Consider the following 20,347-nt stretch of genomic DNA (forward strand, 5'->3'; position numbering starts at 1 on the left):
TCGAATTCCTCGAACGACCCCTTGTCGAGCAGCAGGTCGATCCGCTCCCGCGCGGTGAGGCGGCCGCGCGCATGCTGCGCGTCGATGCGCTTCTCGCCGCCGCCGAGTTTGGCACCGGCGCGACGTTGTTCAAGGGCTTCGATAACGGACATCGATTGGGCCAACTGATCTACCGCTTTCTGGCGATTGGAGGCAGGTCGGTGCAAATGCCCTCATGGACTTCGGCAGCCATGCCGATCGTCTCGCCGAGGGTCGGATGCGGGTGAATGGTCTTTCCGATATCGATCGCGTCAGCCCCCATTTCGATAGCGAGACAGATTTCCCCGATCATATCGCCGGCATGCGGTCCGACGATCACGCCCCCGACGATGCGACCGGTTTCGGCGTCGAACAGCAGCTTCGTCATGCCATAGGATGCGCCCGACGCGATGGCCCGGCCGGACGCGGCCCATGGGAATTTTGTCGAACGGATCTTCCGTCCGGATTCGGCGACATCACGCTCGGACTTGCCGACCCAGGCGATCTCAGGATCGGTGTAGGCGACATTGGGGACGATCTTCGCGGTAAAGGCCGCCGGCTTCCCGGCAGCTACTTCCGCGGCGACGTGCCCCTCGTGAACGGCCTTGTGCGCCAGCATCGAACCGCCGACGACGTCGCCGATGGCGAAGACGTTGCGCGCCGTCGTTCTCATCTGCTCGTCGACCTGAATGAAGCCGTTCGAATCGATGGCAACGTCGATCCGTTCGAGGCCGAGCTCGCTACTGTTGGGAACACGGCCGGCCGATTGCAACACCAAATCGTACGATCGTGTCCGTACCGATGCGCCTGTGGTACCGACCCTCACGCCGTCCGGCGTGATTTCGGCGGTTGATACGCTGCTTGCGACGTCGATATGCTCGAAGCGATGCGCGTTGCGCGAACGCCAGATCTTCACTGCGTCGGCATCCACGCCCGCCAGGATATCGGGAAGCCTTTCGACAAGATCGATCTTGGTGCCGAGCGAGTTGTAGACGGTCGCCATCTCCAGCCCGATGATCCCCGCTCCGATCACGAGCATGCGGCCCGGAATGCTTCGCAGCGCGAGCGCGCCGGTCGAGGTCACGACCCGCTCATCCTTGGGAAGCACCGCTAGCTGCACCGCGCGCGAGCCCGTGGCGATGATGCATTGACCAAATTCAATTTGCTGCGAGCCTGCCCCCTCACCGACAATCTCGAGCCGCGTGGCGGAGGCGAATTTCGCGATGCCGCGGATCACCGTGACGCGGCGCGCTGCTGCCATCTGGCTCAGCCCATCCGTCAGCTTCTTGACAGTGCCGCGCTTGAAGGCGCGCAGCTCCTGCAGATCGATCTGCGGCGCGGCGAAGCGAATGCCCTTGTCCGCGATCCGTTTGGCTTCCTCCTTGACGGCCGCAACATGAAGCAGCGCCTTCGACGGGATACATCCAACGTTTAGGCAAACTCCGCCCAAGGTGCCGTAGCGTTCGACGATCGCGGTGTTCAGTCCAAGGTCTGCGGCCCGAAACGCTGCTGAATAGCCGCCCGGCCCGCCTCCGATCACGACAAGATCGTAGCGCGTATAATCTGTTGCGCGCTGGCCAACATCCTGATCCGCTGAGATCGTCTCGCCTTGCGCGCCCGCTTCGTCCGACGCCGACGCCGTGCCAATCATGGAGCCTTGAGACACCTTGTCTCCAACACGCAGCGACATGCTCGTGATCACCCCTGCGATCGGCGACGGAATCTCCAGCGTGGCCTTGTCGGATTCCACTGTGATCAACGCCTGCTCTCGCACGACGACGTCGCCTGCCCTGACGTGGACCTCGACGACCTCGACGTCTCGAAAATCCCCGATGTCGGGGACCCGGATTTCCTCTGTCCGCATCTGCGTCCTCACAACGCGAAGCGCCGCAGATCGGAGAGCACCGACGCGACGAAGCCCAGGAACCGGGCCCCAGCCACGCCGTCGACGACCCGGTGATCCCACGACAGACTCATCGGAAGGATGAGGCGCGGTTCAAACTCGCGGCCGTTCCAGACCGCCTCGGTGGCGGCCCGCCCGGCGCCGAGGATCGCCACCTCGGGCGCGTTGATGATGGGCGTAAATCCCTGACCGCCGATGCCTCCGAGAGACGACACCGAGAAACAGCCGCCCTGCATGTCGCCCGACGCGAGCTGCCCCGCGCGCGCCTTGTCGGCGAGCGAGCGCATCTCCGCGGCAATTTGCCGAAAGCCCTTCTTATCGCAGTCCCGGATCACCGGCACGACCAGACCTCTCGGCGTGTCGACAGCGACGCCGATGTGGACATAGTGCTTGAGGATCAACTCATCGCCATCGAGCGACGAATTGAAGCGCGGGTATTTCTGCAGCGCCAAGGCCGCGGCCTTGATCAGCAGCGACACCATGGTGAGCTTCGCCGTGTCCTTCGCGGCCTCGGCATTGGCGAGTTGACGAAAGGCCTCGGCGTCGGTCACATCCGCTCTGTCGAAATTCGTTACATGGGGAATGACGCTCCAGTTGCGCGAGAGGTTCGTACCGGTCAGCTTCTGGATCCGTGTCAGCGGCAGGCGCTCGACCGCGCCGTACCTCTCGAAATCCACCTTGGGCCAATCGACCGGGGCGCCGGGCTCAGGCGCCGTCGCCGGCCTCGATCGCACCAGTCCGTTGACGAAGGCCGCCACATCCTCGCGCAAAGTCCGGCCCTTGGGGCCTGTGGGCACGACAGAGTCCAGCGTCACGCCGAGCTCACGCGCCAAAGCGCGGACCGACGGCGATGCATGCGCCGCCCCGCTAAGCTGCGGCTGCTGTGCACGTGCTCGCGAGTCATCGACTGGAGCCACGGGCGCCGGCCGTGACAGCGCCTCCTGCTGCGAGATCCGTTGCTCCACCTGCGGTGCCGACGCAGTCGCCGGCGGAGGCGCGGTGGATTCGCCGCGCCCTTCGAGGACCATCAGAACCGAACCTTGAGAAACCCGCACCCCGACGTCGATCATCAGTTTGGCCACCGTGCCTGCGGCCGGGGATGGCACCTCCATCGTCGCCTTGTCGGACTCGATCGACAGCAACGGCATGTCGATCGTGACCTCGTCGCCGACCGACACATTGATTTCGACTACCGGAACATCCTTGTAGTCCCCAATATCTGGCAGAACGACTTCAATTGAACGAGACATGCGCGCTCCGCCCTCTCTCAGCGCGACCAAGGCGACGCAACGCCGGTCGGCAATTCGTAGCTGGCGATGGCTTCGGCGACCTGCTCACGCGCCACTTGACCCAATTTTGCCAGCGCCGAGAGCGCCGCAACGACGATCTGCTTGCGATCGACCTCGAAGAACGATCTCAGCGCGGCGCGTGTATCGCTGCGCCCGAAGCCGTCGGTGCCCAGCACCGTATAGGGCGCCTCGATGTAAGAACCGATCAGTTGCGGATACGCCCGGACATAATCCGATGCCGCGACGATCGGCACCTTGCCGCCGAGGCATTGTACGACGTGGCTCTCGACCGGGGTCGACAGTGGCGAGAGCCGATTAGTTCGCTCCACATCGCGCGCCTCCCGCGCCAGCTCGGAAAAGCTCGTTGCCGACCAGACTTCACAGGCCACTTTCCATTCGCTTTGCAGCATCGCTGCGGCGGCGAGCGCCTCCGGGAGAATGGCGCCCGAGCCGACCAGCCTGATCTTCGCCGGCCCGTCAGCGCTCGGCAGAACCCGATAGAGACCCTTGATGACGCCGTCGCGTGCATCGTCGGGCATCGAGGGCTGCGCATAGTTCTCGTTCATCGCCGTGAGGTAATAGAACTCGTCGTTGCCCTGCTCGAGCATCGACCGCATGCCGTGATCGACGATGACGGCCACCTCGTAGGAGAATGCCGGATCGTAGGCCCGGCAGTTCGGAACGGTCGCCGCCATCAGATGGCTGGACCCGTCCTGATGCTGCAAGCCTTCGCCGCCGAGCGTCGTCCGGCCGGCCGTCGCCCCGATCAAAAAGCCACGCGCGCGCTGGTCCGCCGCCGCCCAGATCAGATCGCCGACCCGCTGAAAGCCGAACATCGAATAGTAGATATAGAACGGCAGCAACGGGAAGTTATGGATGCTATAGGAGGTCGCCGCCGCGGTCCATGACGAAATCGCCCCCGCCTCGGTGATCCCCTCCTCCAGCAATTGACCGTCGATCGCTTCCTTGTAGTACAGCATCGAACCGGCATCTTCCGGCTCGTAGAGCTGTCCCGCCGGCGAGTAGATGCCGACCTGTCTGAACAGGTTCGCCATTCCGAAGGTGCGGGCTTCGTCGGCGACGATCGGGACGATGCGCGGGCCGAGCGTTTTGTCCTTGAGCAAATTGGTGAACAGCCGCACGATCGCCATCGTGGTCGACGTCTCCTTGCCGTCGCCGCGCAGCGCGAACTCCGCGTAGGATTGCAGCGGCGGCACCGGCAGCGCCGCCGAAGCGCGTCGCCGCGCCGGCATGTAGCCACCGAGTGCCGCGCGACGGGCGCGCAGGTACTGAATTTCCGCGCTGTCTTCCGCAGGCCTGAAGAATTCCAGATCCTCGACTTGCTCGTTGCTGAGCGGCAGGGCGAACCGGTCGCGGAACGCATACAGCGCGTCGACATCGAGCTTCTTGGCCTGGTGCGACGTCATGCGCGACTCGCCGGCGCCGCCCATGCCGTAGCCCTTCTTGGTCTTCGCCAGAATGACGGTCGGCCGACCCTTAATGTCTTTCGCGGCGGCAAAGGCCGCGAACAGCTTCTTGAAGTCGTGGCCACCGCGCTTAAGGCCGTCGATATCCGCGTCCGACATGTGCGCAACTAGCGCTTGGACCTCGGGATCCTCGCTGAAGAAGTGGGCGAGGTTGTAGGCCCCATCCTTGGCACCGAGCGTCTGATATTTGCCATCGACGGTGTCGGCGAATTTGCGCAGCAGCGCATGCTTGCTATCGCGCGCGAAGATATCGTCCCAGTCCGATCCCCACAGCACCTTGATTACGTTCCAGCCGGCGCCCTGGAAAAGTGATTCGAGTTCCTGAATCACCTGCCCGTTGCCGCGGACCGGCCCATCCAGGCGCTGCAGGTTGCAATTGACGACGAAGGTGAGGTTGTCGAGATTTTCCCGCGCCGCCAGGGCGAGCCCGGCGATCGATTCCGGCTCGTCCATCTCGCCGTCGCCGAACACACCCCAGACGTGACGACCAGCCGTCTGCACCAGGCCGCGATGCTGCAGATACTTCATGAACCGCGCCTGGTAGATCGCGCTGATTGGCCCAAGGCCCATCGACGCCGACGGCACCTGCCAGAACTCCGGCATCAGCCAGGGATGCGGATAGGACGACAGACCGGGGCCGCTCAGTTCCTGGCGATACAGCTTCAGATTTTCGTCCGACAGTCGGCCTTCGAGATACGCTCGTGCATAGACTCCGGGGGACGAATGCGGCTGGAAATACACCAAGTCGCCCTCCGACTCGGAGCTTGACGCGCGAAAGAAATGATTGAAACCGACTTCGAAAATCTCCGCGGCCGAGGCGTAGCTGGCGACGTGCCCGCCGAGCTCCCCATAGGCCTTGTTGGCACGGACCACCATCGCGAGCGCGTTCCAGCGAATGATCGCCGTCAGGCGGGTCTCGATCGCGATGTCGCCGGGGTAGGGCTTCTGCTGCTCAAGCGGAATAGAATTGCGATAGGGCGAAAACGGCGGAGAGTCCGGCAGAACGCCGAGCTCCTTCGCGCGCCGATCGAGCGCAGCCAGGATGTAACGCACGCGCTCGGCACCGGCGCTGTGGTGGAGCGATCCAAGCGAGGCGAGCCAATCGGCGGTTTCGACCGCATCCTGATCGGCGTTGACGACCTTGCGTGGCGGATCGATGTGTGCAGTCATGCGTCGGGCTCCGAGAAAGCCCGCACTTGGTAGCATCGGGTGCTATGGCACGTGCTGCTGAATTCGGCCGCGTTCCGACGGATTGCCCGGCTCCGGCGGGACGCGGAGGCTCGCATCGCAGCATTCTCTGCTGTTGGTTTAATCGGGCGAGTGATCGAGCCGTCGGCCGCCTGACAGGTGCTCCCGCTTGGTCACGGCGCAGCATGCCGCATCGCTCAGCGCTCACGCCGCAGTAGCGGGCATCTTGTCGCAGATCAGCGAACTCGACGGCTCGCCGCGACTAGTGACCTGACCTTTCAAAACAGCTAACCTCGGCTAGCAGCAGGATCTGCATCAAGGCTTGACTGACTTGACGAATTGGCAGGATTGAAATGCCGCCCGAGACCGAGTTCGATCGCGATTTTGCGCGAATGGATCTGCCCGATCTTCGGATCAACTATGATCCTGTCGATCCGGATCAGTTCGATCGTCCCGTCACTTCATTCTGTCTCGAAACCAGCAAAGACAACGACGACCTGCCGCTGCACTCACACCGCAAAGGCCAATTGGTCGTCGCATCTCACGGCTCGGTGATGTGCCGGGCGCCCGGCGGCTTGTGGATCGTGCCTCCGCAAGGCGCGGTATGGATCCCGGCCGGCGTGCAGCACAGCAATTGCGTGGCCGATTTCGGCAAACTCTACACAGTGTTCATCGATCCGCAGGTCAGCATGCTGCCGCGGACCTGCTGCACGCTGATGATCACGTCGCTGGTGCGGGAATTGATCCACCGCCTCTCGGTGTTCCCACCGCTCTATCCGCTGGAAGGACCGACCAGCCGTCTCGGCCGGGTTTTGCTCGACGAACTCGTGCAGATGTCGACGACGGATGAAATGTATTTGCCGATCTCCCCGGACGCCCGTCTTCAACACCTCGCGACCTCCTTGTTGAATAATCCGGGCGACCGCAGCACGATGGACGAAGTCGCCTCGCGCTACGCGATGAGCGAGAGTACCTTCGCACGCTTCATAGCCAAGGAAACGGGGATGACCTTCGGGCGCTGGCGCCAGCGTCTCCACATTCTGATCGCCATGCAACGCCTCACGGCGGGCACTTCGGTCCAGGCCGTGTCGCTGGAACTGGGGTACGAAACCCCCAGCGCGTTCATCACGATGTTCAAGAAGACGATGGGAAAGAGCCCCCGCCGCTTCCTTGCCGAGCGGTCGCGCCTGATTAATTCGGACAGTTTGCCCTAGCTCGCACGTCCCTGCCTGGGCACTTGACGACCGCGACCCCGCGACGCTTTCGCGGGGCCGCCCGTAACGACGTCAGCGTTTGCTGTAAGGCGCAAGCGGATACTCGAGCGACGCTTCCGCAATGGCCTTTGGAGCCACCACCCGAGGCCTGCCTTTCAAACCCTGCAGCATCACCATCGAACAGTGGATGTTCTGGCCGGTCTCGTCGAACTTGGTGTTGTCGCCGTACATCAGGATCGGCTTCATGTCGGTCTTCTTGAGCGCGCCGTGAATCGCCGCGGACTCCGGCGAAGCCGCCCGCGTCACGGCGTCTGCGACGATCTGCACCGCCTCGAACGCGCAGCCCGCATTGGCATCGAACCAGTCGTTCGGGTAGTCGGCCGCGAACATCTTCATGATCTTGTCGGTCTCGGCGCCCTTGGGATTGAGCCACAACGCCGACAGAACCGGACCGTCACCATACTTTCCGAGCGCGTCGTGATACGCCTTGTCGGACACGCCGTTGGAGTTGGGCGAAAACACCATCTTCGGGTCCCAGCCCTGCTTGATGCATTCGCGCGCGATCATGATCGCGTCGTTGACGCGCGTGACCGAGATCAAAGCATCGGCACCCGACGCTTTCGCCTTGGCAACTTCCACCGACAGATCCTTGGCCTTCTCGTCATAGGCAACGTGCTGCGCGATCTTGAGCGGAACATCCACTTCCTTCCACGCCTGATCGATGCTGGCCGCCGTCGACTGCCCCATCGTGTTGTTGAGATGGAGAACGACGGCGCTGCTCGGCGGATCCTTCAGCGTGCCGAGCACGGACTTCAGCTCGGCCAACGATTGCCGCACGATGGTCAGCGACGTGGGGTAATAGCGGAACACCTGGGTGAAGCCCTGTGAAGTTACCTGGGTGGCGCTCGCGATGTGGACCACCATCGGCACCTTGGCGGCCTCGCAGGCCTGCAGCGCCGAAATGGTGGCACCGGAATCCCACGCGCCGATCAGCACGGTGCAGCCCTGCCGGATCAGGCTCTCGGCGGCAATCCGGCCGTTCTCCGGACGGCTTTGCGTATCGGCGTGAACGATCTCGATGTCGAGGCCGAACTTCTCACGCGCGAATTTGGCGCCGAGATCGATGCCGCGCACGCAGGCCTGACCGGGAAACGCCAGCACGCCGCTGCTGGGCATGATCGCTCCGACTTTCACTTTCGTGTTCGCCGCAAACGATGGCCTTGATACCAGGCCTACCGCAATTCCCAATCCGCTTCCGACAATCGTCCGCCGCGTGATTCCGCTTCGCTTGGTCATCTCGATGTCCTGTTGCTGAAGGAGTGAAATCTTATCTCGACTGTTAGCTTCGTACGTTTTGGGACCGACCGCCGACCTCAAAGGCCCATCTCGGCCTTGATCAATTCTTCCTCGGTTTCGTCGTAGAGCGACGCGATCAGCGACTGATAGCGCTCGTTGATCTGCTTGCGACGCTTCTTCCGCGTCGGCGTCATCACGCCGTTCTCGAGCGACAGCTCCTCTGGCAGAATGCGGAACGCCTTGATCTGCTCGGCTCGCGCCAGCCTTCCGTTGGCCTTGCCGATCTCCGCCTCGATCAGCCGGTTGACGATCTCGGAGCCTGCCAGGTCCGCGTAACTCGCGATCTTGTCGTCGCGCGACTTCGCCCAGTCCATTGTGGCGGTGGCATCCACTTCGATCAGGGCGGTGAGATATTTTCGCCCCTCGCCGATCACAGCCGCCTCGGAGATGAACGGGCTGTGCCTCAGCTCGTTTTCGATCTGAGTCGGGCTGATCGATTTGCCGTTCGACGTGTTGATGATCTCCTTCTTCCGGTCGACAAGCTTGAAGGTTCCTTCCGGCGACACTTCGACGATGTCGCCGGTGTAGAGCCAGCCGTCGCGAAGCGCCGCTTTCGTCTCGTCCGGCTTGTTCCAATAGCCCGCGAACAATCCCGGTCCACGGACGATCATCTCGCCGTCCTGGAGCACGGCGGTTTCCCAGGCCGGATCCGGCAGCGGGACCCCGACGTTGCCGGCCTTCGGCCACTCCGCCATCTGCACCAGATTGGCACCGACCAGTTCGGTCTGGCCGTAGCACTCCTTGAGCTGCAAGCCCCACAACTGCCACAGCGACATCAGCTCGGACGGCATCGCCGCCGACGAGGTGAACGCGACCTTCAGTTCGTCGAAACCGACCTCCGCGAGCAGCGGCAGGAACACTTGCTCGCGGCAGGCCGCGAACAGTTTCGAGACGAAGGCATCCTCGTGGCCGCGCTGACGGTCTTCGAGCGCCCTGCGCGCGATCGTCACGGCAAGCGTGTAGTTCTGATCTCCCGCTTCACCGGCGGGATGCACCTTGCTGAGGATCTGTGTCGCAAAGCGCTGGTAGAACCGCGGCGGCGCCATATAGTAGGTCGGCTTCACCTCTTTGATCGTCTGGGCGAAGTCCGCGGTCGTCTCGCCGAAATATGGAACTGCGTCGGCGATCAGCGGCAACGTGGTCGCCTGCCCGCGCGCCACAGTGTGCGACATCGGCAAATGCACGACCACCCGGTGTTCCTCTTCGCGCATACTGGGGCCGAACAGGGTGATGCAATGAACGCCGGCGAGAATGGAAAGGTGCGTCAGCATGGCGCCTTTGGGGTTTCCGGTCGTCCCGGACGTATAGCCGATGCTGACGACATCGGACGCCTTTGCTGTCGCGCTCTCCTTCTGCAGATAGTCATGCGCATCGACATCGTGTGCTCCAACAAAGTCGGCCAGCGACTTGATCAACGCCGAGGCCTCGCCGGTCCAATCCGGGTCGAGCACGATGATGCCGCGGAGCTGCTCGGCCCGACCGGAGGCGAGCACGATGCGAAGCTGCGGCTCCCCGCCGACGAACGCGAACTTCGCGCCTGAATCCGTGAAGCAGTAAGCCACTTCTTCGGGTGACGAGGTGAAGTAAACGCCCACCATGACGCCGCCGGCGCACATCGTGGCCATGTCGGCGATCAGCCATTCCTCGGACGAATCGCCCATGATCGTGACCCGATCGCCGCGCTCGAGACCAGCACGCCGCAGCGCGCTGGCCAGGTTCACGACACGCTGCGCATAGGCGCCCCACGTCATGGCGGTCCAGGCGCCGTGACGCTTTTGTTGCAAGGCGATCTTGTCGGGCCGCTCCGCGAGTCGCGCGGCCAAAAGCTGCACGACGGTCGTATCCGCCAACTGGGCGCCGGATGTCATCTCAGCGACGTTCATCTCAGCGCTCCGCGAAACGCTTGCGCTTGGCCGCGAATGCGGCAACCGCCTCGGCCCGCTCGGGCGACTTGAACGTCAACATCTCCAGCGCCGCAGAGGTGTCGAGCAGCAGGTGGGCGTACTGCTTGATGATCTTGTTGACGCTGTACTTGGTCCACACGATCGATTCCTTCGGCCCGCTTGCCAGCAGTTCGGCGTATTCGATCGCGGCATCGAGAACGTTGCCGTCTGCGACCACCTCGTTGATCATACCGATAGCAGCCGCTTTCTCAGCGGAGATGAATTCGCCGGTCATCAGATAGTGCTTCGCGCGTACCGGCCCCATCAGCAGCGGCCAGATCACCGCGCCGCCATCGCCCGCGACGACGCCGGCATTGACATGCGTGTCGGCGAAACGGGCTGTCGAGCTCGCATAGATCACGTCGCAGAACAGCGCGAGCGTGGCACCCAGGCCGACCGCGACACCGTTGACGGCCGCGACGATCGGCACTTCGACTTCCAGCATGTTGCGGATGAGGTGGCGACCGCTGCGCGTCGGGGACGGCAGCGTTCCCTGATCCAGCGACTTCTGATCGCCACCAGAGCAAAATCCGCGGCCCGCACCGGTGAGAACGATCGCGTTGACAGAACTGTCGTGATCCAGCTTGACGAAGACGTCTTCGAGCTCCTCGTGCATCTCCCAGTTGATCGCGTTGAGGATCTCCGGGCGGTTCATCGTGACGATCGCGACGCCAGTGGCGCGCTGCTCGACGATCAGGTACTTGTAGCCGTATTGCGACATTGATTTCACCGTTCGATTACTGCTTCTGGGTCCGCATCAGCCGGATCTGCCCGAGAATCTCCTCGGTCGGCCGCACGACGTTGTTTCCGTCGTTGAAATGCGGGATGACGTAGCGACCGACCATGTCGATCGCCTCCATGATCTTTTCGTGCGGGACGGAGTCCATGTGCAGCAGCACCTCGTCGATACCCATGGCCTCGAACTTCTCGATCTGACGAATGACCGTATCGGGGCTGCCGCACACCGTCGTGGCCGACTCGTTGACCAGATAGTCCCAGTCGTTGGCGGCGCGCTCCATCGACGGCACGCTCTCCCCCATGTATTTGTAGTCGTCGGCAATCGCCGCGAGACGCGGATAGGCATCGGTCGAGATCTTGGCATAGTGCATTAGCGGGCCGGCATAATCCGCCTTGGCCTGCTCGTCCGTTTTCCCGATGCCGATGAACAGCGGAATGCCGATACGCGGACGCTGCAGCGGTCCCTCCGCGTCGCACTTCCAGTTTTTTTGATAGGCGTCGATCAGCTTCTGCTGAGCTTCCCAGCCCTGATAGATGTTGCTGCTCATCACGGCGAAGCCCTGCGAGGCCGCCCAGAGATGACTGCGCTCGCTGGTCGCCGCGATCCCGATCACCGGATGCGGCTTCTGCAGCGGCTTCGGAACCAGCTGGCGCGGTGGGATCTGGTAGTACTTGCCGTCAAACGTGAAAATGTCCTGGCGCATCGCCGTTTTCAGCAGCGCCAGCCCTTCTTCCATCTGCGCCAGCGTTTCGTTCGGATCGACGTTGAACGCCCGCATCGCGATGGTGGTGTTGGCGCGGCCGCCGTAGAATTCCATGCGGCCGTTGGACAGGATGTCGGTCACGGCAAGCCGCTCGGCCGAACGCAAGGCGTGGTTGATGCGCTGCGGCATCAGCGTCACCGCCGCGCGCAGCTTGACGCGCGACGTCACCGCGGCCAGATAGCCGAACACCACTTCGGGCGCCGAGCTCGAGATCCCGCCCAGTGCCACGTGCTGCTCGGAGAGCGCGACGCAGTCGAAGCCGACCTTCTCGGCCAGACGGACTTCGTCGACCAGTTCGTGAAGCCTGCGCGAGTAACTGTGGCCGACCTGGGTTTCCTGTTCAGACCAGAACCCAAACGTAAGTGCCATGTCTCAATCCTTTTAGCTTGCGAGATGGCACAGGGTTTCATAGGCGTGGCGATATTTTCGCCCGAAAGCCGCGTTGCGTAGTAACGCTTTCCGAATTTTATGCTGTCAGCATTCGCAACATGGCAGACGCCCCGGGAAGCTTCGCCACGCAGCGGACGGGCTGACCGTCAACGGCGGGCGATGGCGGCTCCGGCCTCGCTATCGAAGGTCTTGATCAGCAACTCGGCGACCGCCGCGAGGCACGCTTCGCCGATGGCGTAGCTCGAGCCGATCGGACTTCCGATCACGCCGTTCTGCGAAACCGATCGGATGCCGTTCTTCCACATCAGTTCGAGATCAGCCTCCGACAAGCCGCCAAGATGGCCCACCTCGAAGCGGTCCGGTCTGACGCTGTCGGGCCTAATGACCATCATCAGCGACGTCTCGGCGATGTCGGCGTGGCCGCCGACGGCCAACACGTCTCCTCCGGCTTCGCGCACCGCATCGCGCCACGTGTCGATCCATTTCGTCGAGTCGAAGAACGCCAGGATCTCGACATCCGAGGGGACGGCCTCGCGCAAGCGACCGAGCATGTCCTTCAGGACCGGAAAATTGCCGATGTGACCCGAGTGAATCAGGATACGCTTGAAGCCGTGCCGCGCCAGGCTTGTGCAATAATCGACACAAATCGCTTCCAGCGTCCCCGGCCGTAGCGAGATCGTACCCGCGAATGGCAGATGGTGAGACGAGCAGCCGACCGTGATGGTCGGCGCCACCAGCGTGTTGCCGCGGCTGCGCGCGATCCGCTCGGCCAGAGCATCGGCATGATCCGCATCCATGCCCAAAGACAAATGCGGCCCATGCTGCTCGACGGCCCCCAGCGGGATCACTACCGTCGTGCACCCATCGGCCAGCGCCGCGGCGACTTCCTCGTGGCTCATCTGCTCCAGATAGATCTGATCGGGATATCCGCGCGTCATCGGCTCAACCCTTACTGTTCTTTGATAGAAATCTTGCACGCGCTTTGGTTGAGCTCTCGGCTGTGACATAGGCGTCGAGGTCGGCCACGGTCATTTTTTCGAGCGCCTGATCGCTCATTTGCGCGGTGAGGTTGAGCGATCGCTTGATGGCATGGAACAGCTTGCGGTCTTTCTGCCGCAACACGCCGCACACGTCTCGCGCACGGGATGCGACCTCCTCGGTCGGGACGATCTCGTTCACGGCGCCGATCGCCACGGCGCGCTCCGCGCCGACGAGCTCGCCCCAGTACAGCAGCTCTTGCGCCGCCCGCACGCCGAGCTTCTCGACGGCCCGGCGCATGCCTTTGGTCACCGGCAGCAGGCCATGGTTGATTTCCGGAAATCCAATCTTGCACGCCGCATCGGCCACAACATAGTCCGCATGCAGCAGAAACTCCAGGGCGCCTCCGACCGCATAGCCGCGGACGGCGCAGACGATCGGGCCCGGATAGTTCTCCATCGCCACGAGGAGTTCGTGGAAGAACCGGATGCGCGGCCTAGCGACGTCGATCCCGACGACTTCCTTGATGTCGCCGCCTGCGCTGAAGAAGCGGTCGCCGCTTCCGGTGAGCACGATGCCGGGCGGATTCTCGTCGTCGGCAAGGCGCCGGATCGCCTCCAGCAACTCGACGATTAGTTGCGCATTCAGCGCATTGGCCGGCGGCCGGTTCATCGTGATCGTGACCAGGTCTTGATCACGCTCGATCAGGAGAGAAGTGGCAGTATTCATCAATGAGACCCAAGCGAGAGGCGGCTGCAACAGCCGGGGAGCGGTGGACCGAACGGCGGCGAGACGAGAGCCGCAACGCCCGACGCCTCGCCGAGACGGCGCGCCTCACAATCCCAGATAGGCGCGCTGGACATCGGGGTTCTCGAGCAGATCGCGGCTAGATCCATGCAACACCACGGAGCCGTTCTCGAGCACATAGCCGCGGCTGCTCAGAGCGAGCGACTTGGCGACATTCTGCTCGACGAGAAGGACCGTGATGCCCTGCTCGTTGAGGGATTTGACGACGCTGAACATCACATCGGTCAGCGCCGGCGACAGTCCGATCGACGGCTCGTCGAACATCACGATTTCTGGCTTCGACATGATCGCCCGACCGATCGCCAGCATCTGTTGCTCGCCGCCGGACAGCGTGCCGGCGAGTTGGTCGCGGCGCTCGCGAAGTCGCCCGAACAGCTGATAGACGGAATCAAGCGTATTTGCCAGGTCGTGCCTGGCCCGCTTCAGCGAGCCGCCGATCAGCAGATTGTCCTCGACGGAGAGCGCACTGAAAATCTGGCGGCCCTCGGCGACCTGAGCGATGCCCATTTCGCAGATGTCCCACGGCGGTAGCCGCGAGATTTCGACTCCGTTGATCCTGACGGAACCGCGCGACGACGGCACGATCCCCGCGATTGATCGGATCAGAGAGGTCTTGCCGGCGCCGTTGGCGCCGACCACGCAGATCAGTTCACCCTTGCCGATGCGGAGCGACACGCCGTTCAGCGCATTGGAGCCGTCATAGGCCACGCACAGGTCGTCGACTTCGAGAAGCGCGTCGTCAGGCATGGAAACCGGCTCCCAGATAACTTTCCAGCACCGCAGGATCCGCTACCACCTCTGACGGCTTGCCCTCGGCGATCTTGGCGCCGTGGTGTAGCACCACCACGGTCGACGCCACTTCCATCACGATCCGCATCACGTGCTCGACCAGTAGGATCGTCAGTCCACCCTCGGCGAGCCGGTGCAGCACGCCGACGACGCCTGCCGCTTCGGTCGGACGCAGCCCCGCCATCACTTCGTCGAGCAGCAGCAACTTGGGGCGAGTCGAGAGCGCCTTCGCCATCTCGAGCATCTTGCGATCGGGCAACGTCAACTGATCCGTCCGGGCACTCGCCTTGCCGGCGAGCCCGACATTTTCGAGCGACTCATACGCCTTGTCCCGCGCCTCCTTGACGTTCGTCGTCCAGCTGAAGGCGCCCACCATGGCATTCTCGAGCACCGACATATCTTTCATCGGTCGGACGATCTGGAAGGTGCGCGCAATGCCCATGCGGCACACCGCTTCGGGCGGCTCGCGCTCGAGCGAACGCCTCTCGAATAGCACCCGCCCGGCGGTCGGTCTCAGCGCCCCGGCGACGAGATTGAAGCAGGTGGTCTTGCCGGCGCCGTTCGGCCCGATAAGGGCGGTGATGCGGCCTGCCTGCAGTGAGAAGCTGACGTCATTGACCGCGACCAATCCAACGAACGCTTTGGTCAGGTTCTTCACTTCGAGCAGCGCGGTCATTCCTCGACCTTCCGCAATTGTGAGATCCGGCCGCGCGCCGGCAGCTGGATCGCCTCGTAGAGCCGGACGATCGCCGGCCAGATGCCGTCGGGCAGAAACCACACGACCAGGATCAGCACCGCCCCGTAGGCGACGCTGTTCAGTCCGGGGAGCCCCAGGCTGTCGCCGAGCGCCCCCATGGCGTGATGCAGCGGGATCGCGGCCATCGAGCCGACCAGCGGGCCGAACGCAGTGCCCAATCCGCCGACCACAGGGCCGATCAGTACGTCGACCGAGATCGCCATGCCCATGATCGAATCCGGAAAGATCGCACCCTGCACCAAGCCCAGCACGCCGCCGCCGACCGCGGCCGTCGCGGCCGATATCGAGACCACCAGCACCTTGTGGCGAAACGTCCGCACCCCCAGTGCGCGGGCGGCCTCTTCGTCGTCCCGCATCGCCCGCCAGACATAGCCCCAATAGGACCGTGAGATCAGCTCCGTTCCCGCGACGCCGATGGCCGCAAGCGCGAGCGCGACGAAGTAGTAGAACCGCGCGTCACCGCGCAGCATCCCGAGGTCCATCGTGCCGCTCGGCGCCTGATAGAACAGGCCCTGCATGCCGCCGACATAGTCCCACCCGCCGAACATGATCCGGGCGAATTCGGCGGCTGCGATCGTGAGCAGCGCGAAATAGATGCCACGGACCTCGAAGCGGAAGCTCAGCCACGCCAGCACCGCGCCGACGAAGCCCGCAATCACCGCGCCCAGCAGCAGACCGATCCACGGGGTGACGCCGTATTTGATGTTCAGGATCGCCACCGCATACGCACCGATTCCAACGAACAGCGCGTGACCGATGGATAGCTGCCCGCCGATCCCGAGCATCAGGTTCCACGATTGTCCCATGAAGGTGAACAACAGGACGATCGTCAGAAGTGAGATGACGTAGGCGTTGGACATGCCACCCACCACGGCCAGGGCGGCGAAGACCAGAGCGCCGGCACCCCAACGCTTGGTGTCGCTGGCTTGATCAGATGTCCTTTGCACCGAAAAACCCCCTCGGACGGAAAATCAGGATGATGATCAGGAGCGCGTAAGGGAGTGCTGTTTTCATCGACGGCGTGAACATCAAGGCCGCGATCGCTTCGGCGACCCCGATCGTCAGGCCGCCCAGAAGAGCGCCACCGAAGCTGCCGAGACCGCCGACGATCACCGTCACGAAGGCCAGCAGCGTGAAGTCGACGGCGAGATAGGGCTGCGCATCGAACAGCGGCGAGATCAATGCGCCGGCGACGCCAGCGCAGGCGGCTCCGATGCCGAAGGTCACCGCATAGACCCGAGGGATATTCAGCCCGACCACCAGTCCGCCCAGTCGATTATTGGCGGCGCCCCGCAGCGATCGGCCGAATGCGGAGTACTTCAGATAGGCTCCCAGTGCGGCGATCAGCAGTCCGGCCGTAGCGGCCGCCTGGATGCGGGCCCAATCCAAGGTGAGCGGACCCACGCTCACGGTCTGGAAGGACAACTGAGACGCCGTCGGCCGCGGATCCGGACCGAACGACATCAGCAATACGCCGCTGAAAAGCAGTGAGAGGCCGATGAAGACGATGAACTGATAATGATGCGGCCGATTGACGAACCGCTTCACGACGAGCGTCTCTAGCAGATAGCCGAACACGAACATGACGACCGCGGCGATCGCGGCGGCTATAACGATCGGGATGTCACAGATTTGAACGGTCCAGTATCCGATGTAGATCCCGAACACGACCATCTCGCCATGAGCGAAATTGACCACGCGCATAACGCCGAAGATGATGGTGAGACCGAGCGCGACGAGCCCGTAAACCAGCCCGATGAGCACCCCGCCGGCGATGACATTGAGCCAGAGCGACAGCATCAGCGACCGACCGCCGATGGATGCGCGATAGAAAGTCTTCGTCTTCCTTGCATGCTGATCGGTTCCATCTTGGCTGTAGCGGAAACGTAGCGGCGCCTGACGTCGTCCTGTGTTTCAGACCGCCTTTGGCGCGGCGAAACATCCGTCGATGTAGACGAGCGACTCACATCCGGCCCTCGTGGTCTGAGCCACCACCTCTCCGGTGAAAATGGTGTGACTACTGTCGCTGTAAGCATTCACCACGCGGCAATCGAAGCTGCAGACCGCGCCGACCAGACTTGGTGCTCCGGTTTTGAGATCGCACCACAAACCGTCACCGAAGCGGATATCGCCCTTGCTGCCGTCCTGCCCGGAAAACTTGAGCGCCAGATCGCGATGCTCGACTCCTAGAATATTCCAGCAGAACGACCCACTGCTGAGAATGATGTCGTGCGCACCGGCAGATCGATTGACGCAAACCAGCACGCTGGGCGGAGCCGCCGACAGCGAGCAGCCCGCCGTCAGTGTCAGACCATGGCGGTTCGGCGCCCGACCTGTCGTGACGATCGACACGGTGCCCGGCACGCTGCGCATCGCAGCACGGAATGCTGCGGCATCGAGTGGGCTCGTTTCGGACAGCGGCGGTGTTGCGGACGGCATGGCTACGACCCTTGGATTCATGAGATGGATGCGCCCTCTTTGTCTGGTTGTGAGTCCGGGCATGCAGCGCTGCCCCGGTGAACGTCTGAGCTATCCGGCTGCTTGATAGAACTGGATGACGTTGCCGCCCGGATCCCGCACCTTCACCGCACGGCCGTGACTTTCCATGTCCCGGACCGCGCCGACTTGCGCCCCCATGGCTGCGGCACGCTCCATGGCGGCATCGAGGTCATCGACACCGAAGACAAGAACGGCATCTTGCAGCTGGTCCGAGACCGACTCCGTCGGTCCGGCGACGCAGAACGCAGCCGCATCGCTCACGAACTGTATCCACTTGCCGGGATCAGCGAAGCGCACCTTCAGACCCAGACCTTCGTAGAACTCGGCCAGGCGTCCAGGATCGTTCGCTGTCAAATAGACTTGCTTCAGTTTCACGCTCGACATCCAAACCGTCGCTACCCAAGTGCGATCGTGGGTGGATAGTCGCCCGAGCCTCTCAGCATTACTGCTTGAACAACGCCTGTCACAGAAGCTTCATCAGCATTTTATGCTGTAACGACTTGTCGAGTCGCTAGATCCAACTCTGCATCCGGCCGATCTTTGCCATTTTCTGGTTGACGAGGTGGGCGTCGTTGCTGCCGAACCTTTTGTCTCGCGCAACGCCCGCGGCGTGGTCAGCGACGTGGGACCGAAGCCACACGCGACGACAGGCGGTTGTACGAAACAGGGCAGTTCTCGACATCGAGCTCTGCTGCACGTCCCGTCAAGTGACACGGGGAGCCAATCGATGGAGCGGCGGGCATTACATCTTGACCGAATCCGTGGATCAACGTCGGCCTGCATATCGCATAGGCAAAAAATGTATCGGAAGTAGGCAACTAATCTTTTGATCGCAATGCACAATGCGAAGGTTGACGGTTTTTCGATACAAATCGACGATTTGTCGAAATCCCACAAGCGCAATTGCGGTTAGCTTTTACCACGCGATTGTCATCACCCCGCAAACGACGGTGATACGCGCCGCAGAAGACTGCCATACTTGGGAGATACGTGATGTCGACAACCTCTCTCGACAGAATAGATATCAAGATCCTCAACGAGCTCCAGCAGAATGCGAGCTTGACCAATGTCGAGCTCGCATCACGCGTCAATCTTTCGCCGTCGCCGTGTCTGGCACGCGTCAGAACACTCGAAAAACTCGGCGTGATCGATCGACGGATCGCCCTTCTCGATCCCGCCGTGCTCGGCATTGGTGTAACGGCTTTCATCCAGATCAAGCTGGAAAAGCAGGTCCAGACGTCCCTCGAGAATTTCACCCGATCCATCGACCGGCTGGCCCAGGTAATGGAATGCTATCTCATGACCGGTGAGAGCGACTACATGCTCCGCGTCATGGCGGCCGACATCGAAGATCTCGAAGACCTGATTGTCAACAAACTATCCCGCATTCCCGGCGTCAGCAGCATTCGATCAAATCTGGCCCTCAAGCGCATTTCGCACAAGACCGTGCTGCCGATCGACGCCAATCGGCCGGTCACCGTCAAGGCTTGCGCCACCCCCTCGCGCCCTCTGGAGCGCTCACCAAGACCCCGATACGACCCAACCGGTCCTTTGCTGTCCGATGCGCCGATCGGGCTCGACACCAATCGTCCCAGCTACAGCGTGGAAAGGCTATGAGGCGCCCCGCCATGGGCTCCGGCCAGTTGGCAATAATGGTGAAGTTAAGATCGGCAGAGTGCTCGAGCGGCGCTGCGAGCCTGACAATCCGCACACGACCCAACGCGAGCACCCGTCGGTTCCAGCGAGCAGAGCGACCGAGATGACGGGATCGATCGAAGCGGCCCTGCAGGCGCTCGCCGACGGCGAAATCGTCGTGGTCACCGACGACGACGATCGCGAGGGCGAAGGGGACCTCGTCGTTGCCGCCTCGCGGTGTACGGCTGCGAAGATGGCCTTCATCATTCGCCATACATCGGGAATCGTCTGCGCTCCGATTACCCTCGAAGACGCGAGACGCCTGCGGCTTGACCCGATGGTTGTCAACAACGACTCGGCTCACACCACGGCGTTCACCGTGTCAGTGGACTACCGGCCGGATAACGGTACGGGCATCTCGGCCGAAGAGCGGGCCTCGTGCTGCCGTGCACTCGCCAACCCCAACGTCGGCGCCGGCGATTTTTGCCGGCCGGGACACGTTTTCCCGCTGATCGCAAAAGAAGGTGGCGTACTCATGCGCTCGGGTCACACCGAGGCCGCCGTCGACCTGTGCAGACTGGCAGGGCTCGAG

At 62.7% G+C, this 20,347-nt stretch carries 19 protein-coding genes; 3 read left to right on the forward strand and 16 right to left on the reverse strand.

Annotated features, from left to right (window positions below; translation table 11 throughout):
* The 4 genes from IC66_RS47140 to mdeB form a co-directional block, all read right to left on the reverse strand.
* A partial coding sequence (locus tag IC66_RS47140; RefSeq protein ID WP_162131336.1) for a carboxyl transferase domain-containing protein occupies nucleotides 1-152 on the reverse strand: 152 nt, incomplete at its 3' end.
* Between the two features lie 17 nt (nucleotides 153-169).
* Entirely contained in the window at nucleotides 170-1,882 is a 1,713-nt protein-coding gene (lpdA, locus tag IC66_RS0120140; protein WP_038948795.1) for a dihydrolipoyl dehydrogenase, read from the reverse strand.
* An 8-nt stretch (nucleotides 1,883-1,890) separates the two neighbouring features.
* Complete coding sequence (locus IC66_RS0120145; RefSeq protein ID WP_038948796.1) at nucleotides 1,891-3,171, reverse strand: 2-oxo acid dehydrogenase subunit E2; 1,281 nt, start codon at nucleotides 3,169-3,171, stop codon at nucleotides 1,891-1,893.
* A gap of 17 nt (nucleotides 3,172-3,188) precedes the next feature.
* Nucleotides 3,189-5,867 (reverse strand): alpha-ketoglutarate dehydrogenase, encoded by a 2,679-nt coding sequence (gene mdeB, locus IC66_RS0120150; RefSeq protein WP_038948797.1) that lies wholly within the window; start codon nucleotides 5,865-5,867, stop codon nucleotides 3,189-3,191.
* Nucleotides 5,868-6,238: 371 nt separating this feature from the next.
* Here mdeB and IC66_RS0120155 point away from each other — a divergent pair, with 371 nt between their 5' ends.
* Nucleotides 6,239-7,099: an AraC family transcriptional regulator gene (locus IC66_RS0120155; protein WP_173015766.1), complete on the forward strand. Its 861-nt coding sequence runs from the start codon at nucleotides 6,239-6,241 to the stop codon at nucleotides 7,097-7,099.
* 72 nt (nucleotides 7,100-7,171) lie between these two features.
* Here IC66_RS0120155 and IC66_RS0120160 read toward each other — a convergent pair whose 3' ends face one another.
* The 12 genes from IC66_RS0120160 to IC66_RS0120215 form a co-directional block, all read right to left on the reverse strand.
* Nucleotides 7,172-8,395 (reverse strand): ABC transporter substrate-binding protein, encoded by a 1,224-nt coding sequence (locus IC66_RS0120160; RefSeq protein WP_028140593.1) that lies wholly within the window; start codon nucleotides 8,393-8,395, stop codon nucleotides 7,172-7,174.
* 77 nt (nucleotides 8,396-8,472) lie between these two features.
* Nucleotides 8,473-10,338, reverse strand: coding sequence for an AMP-dependent synthetase/ligase (locus tag IC66_RS0120165; RefSeq protein WP_038948798.1), 1,866 nt, complete (start codon nucleotides 10,336-10,338; stop codon nucleotides 8,473-8,475).
* 1 nt (nucleotide 10,339) lies between these two features.
* Entirely contained in the window at nucleotides 10,340-11,119 is a 780-nt protein-coding gene (locus tag IC66_RS0120170; RefSeq protein ID WP_038948799.1) for an enoyl-CoA hydratase/isomerase family protein, read from the reverse strand.
* A 16-nt stretch (nucleotides 11,120-11,135) separates the two neighbouring features.
* Nucleotides 11,136-12,269: an LLM class flavin-dependent oxidoreductase gene (locus IC66_RS0120175; RefSeq protein WP_007594451.1), complete on the reverse strand. Its 1,134-nt coding sequence runs from the start codon at nucleotides 12,267-12,269 to the stop codon at nucleotides 11,136-11,138.
* 167 nt (nucleotides 12,270-12,436) lie between these two features.
* Nucleotides 12,437-13,228 carry a creatininase family protein gene (locus IC66_RS0120180; RefSeq protein ID WP_028140596.1) on the reverse strand — a complete coding sequence of 264 codons (792 nt, stop codon included), beginning with the start codon at nucleotides 13,226-13,228 and terminating at the stop codon, nucleotides 12,437-12,439.
* Between the two features lie 4 nt (nucleotides 13,229-13,232).
* Entirely contained in the window at nucleotides 13,233-13,997 is a 765-nt protein-coding gene (locus IC66_RS0120185; protein ID WP_028140597.1) for an enoyl-CoA hydratase/isomerase family protein, read from the reverse strand.
* Nucleotides 13,998-14,102: 105 nt separating this feature from the next.
* Nucleotides 14,103-14,822 (reverse strand): ABC transporter ATP-binding protein, encoded by a 720-nt coding sequence (locus IC66_RS0120190; RefSeq protein ID WP_028140598.1) that lies wholly within the window; start codon nucleotides 14,820-14,822, stop codon nucleotides 14,103-14,105.
* On the reverse strand, nucleotides 14,815-15,540 hold the full coding sequence (locus tag IC66_RS0120195) for an ABC transporter ATP-binding protein (protein ID WP_038948801.1): 726 nt from the start codon (nucleotides 15,538-15,540) through the stop codon (nucleotides 14,815-14,817). Before IC66_RS0120195 ends, IC66_RS0120190 begins: the two co-directional genes overlap by 8 nt.
* Nucleotides 15,537-16,568 carry a branched-chain amino acid ABC transporter permease gene (locus tag IC66_RS0120200; RefSeq protein ID WP_240536500.1) on the reverse strand — a complete coding sequence of 344 codons (1,032 nt, stop codon included), beginning with the start codon at nucleotides 16,566-16,568 and terminating at the stop codon, nucleotides 15,537-15,539. Before IC66_RS0120200 ends, IC66_RS0120195 begins: the two co-directional genes overlap by 4 nt.
* On the reverse strand, nucleotides 16,552-17,421 hold the full coding sequence (locus tag IC66_RS0120205) for a branched-chain amino acid ABC transporter permease (protein WP_038948803.1): 870 nt from the start codon (nucleotides 17,419-17,421) through the stop codon (nucleotides 16,552-16,554). The genes IC66_RS0120200 and IC66_RS0120205 overlap by 17 nt, the downstream gene beginning before the upstream one ends.
* Before the next feature lie 114 nt (nucleotides 17,422-17,535).
* Nucleotides 17,536-18,060, reverse strand: coding sequence for a flavin reductase family protein (locus IC66_RS0120210; RefSeq protein WP_018316668.1), 525 nt, complete (start codon nucleotides 18,058-18,060; stop codon nucleotides 17,536-17,538).
* Between the two features lie 90 nt (nucleotides 18,061-18,150).
* Nucleotides 18,151-18,504 carry a VOC family protein gene (locus tag IC66_RS0120215; protein WP_028140602.1) on the reverse strand — a complete coding sequence of 118 codons (354 nt, stop codon included), beginning with the start codon at nucleotides 18,502-18,504 and terminating at the stop codon, nucleotides 18,151-18,153.
* Between the two features lie 609 nt (nucleotides 18,505-19,113).
* Between IC66_RS0120215 and IC66_RS0120225 the strand changes: the two genes are divergently transcribed.
* Complete coding sequence (locus tag IC66_RS0120225) at nucleotides 19,114-19,737, forward strand: Lrp/AsnC family transcriptional regulator (RefSeq protein ID WP_028140604.1); 624 nt, start codon at nucleotides 19,114-19,116, stop codon at nucleotides 19,735-19,737.
* Nucleotides 19,738-19,879: 142 nt separating this feature from the next.
* Nucleotides 19,880-20,347, forward strand: a 468-nt coding sequence (locus tag IC66_RS0120230; RefSeq protein WP_038948804.1) for a 3,4-dihydroxy-2-butanone-4-phosphate synthase, incomplete at its 3' end; no start/stop codon positions are given.

Source organism: Bradyrhizobium genomosp. III, from assembly GCF_000261705.1.
GTDB classification, from domain to species: Bacteria; Pseudomonadota; Alphaproteobacteria; order Rhizobiales; family Xanthobacteraceae; genus Bradyrhizobium; species Bradyrhizobium ottawaense.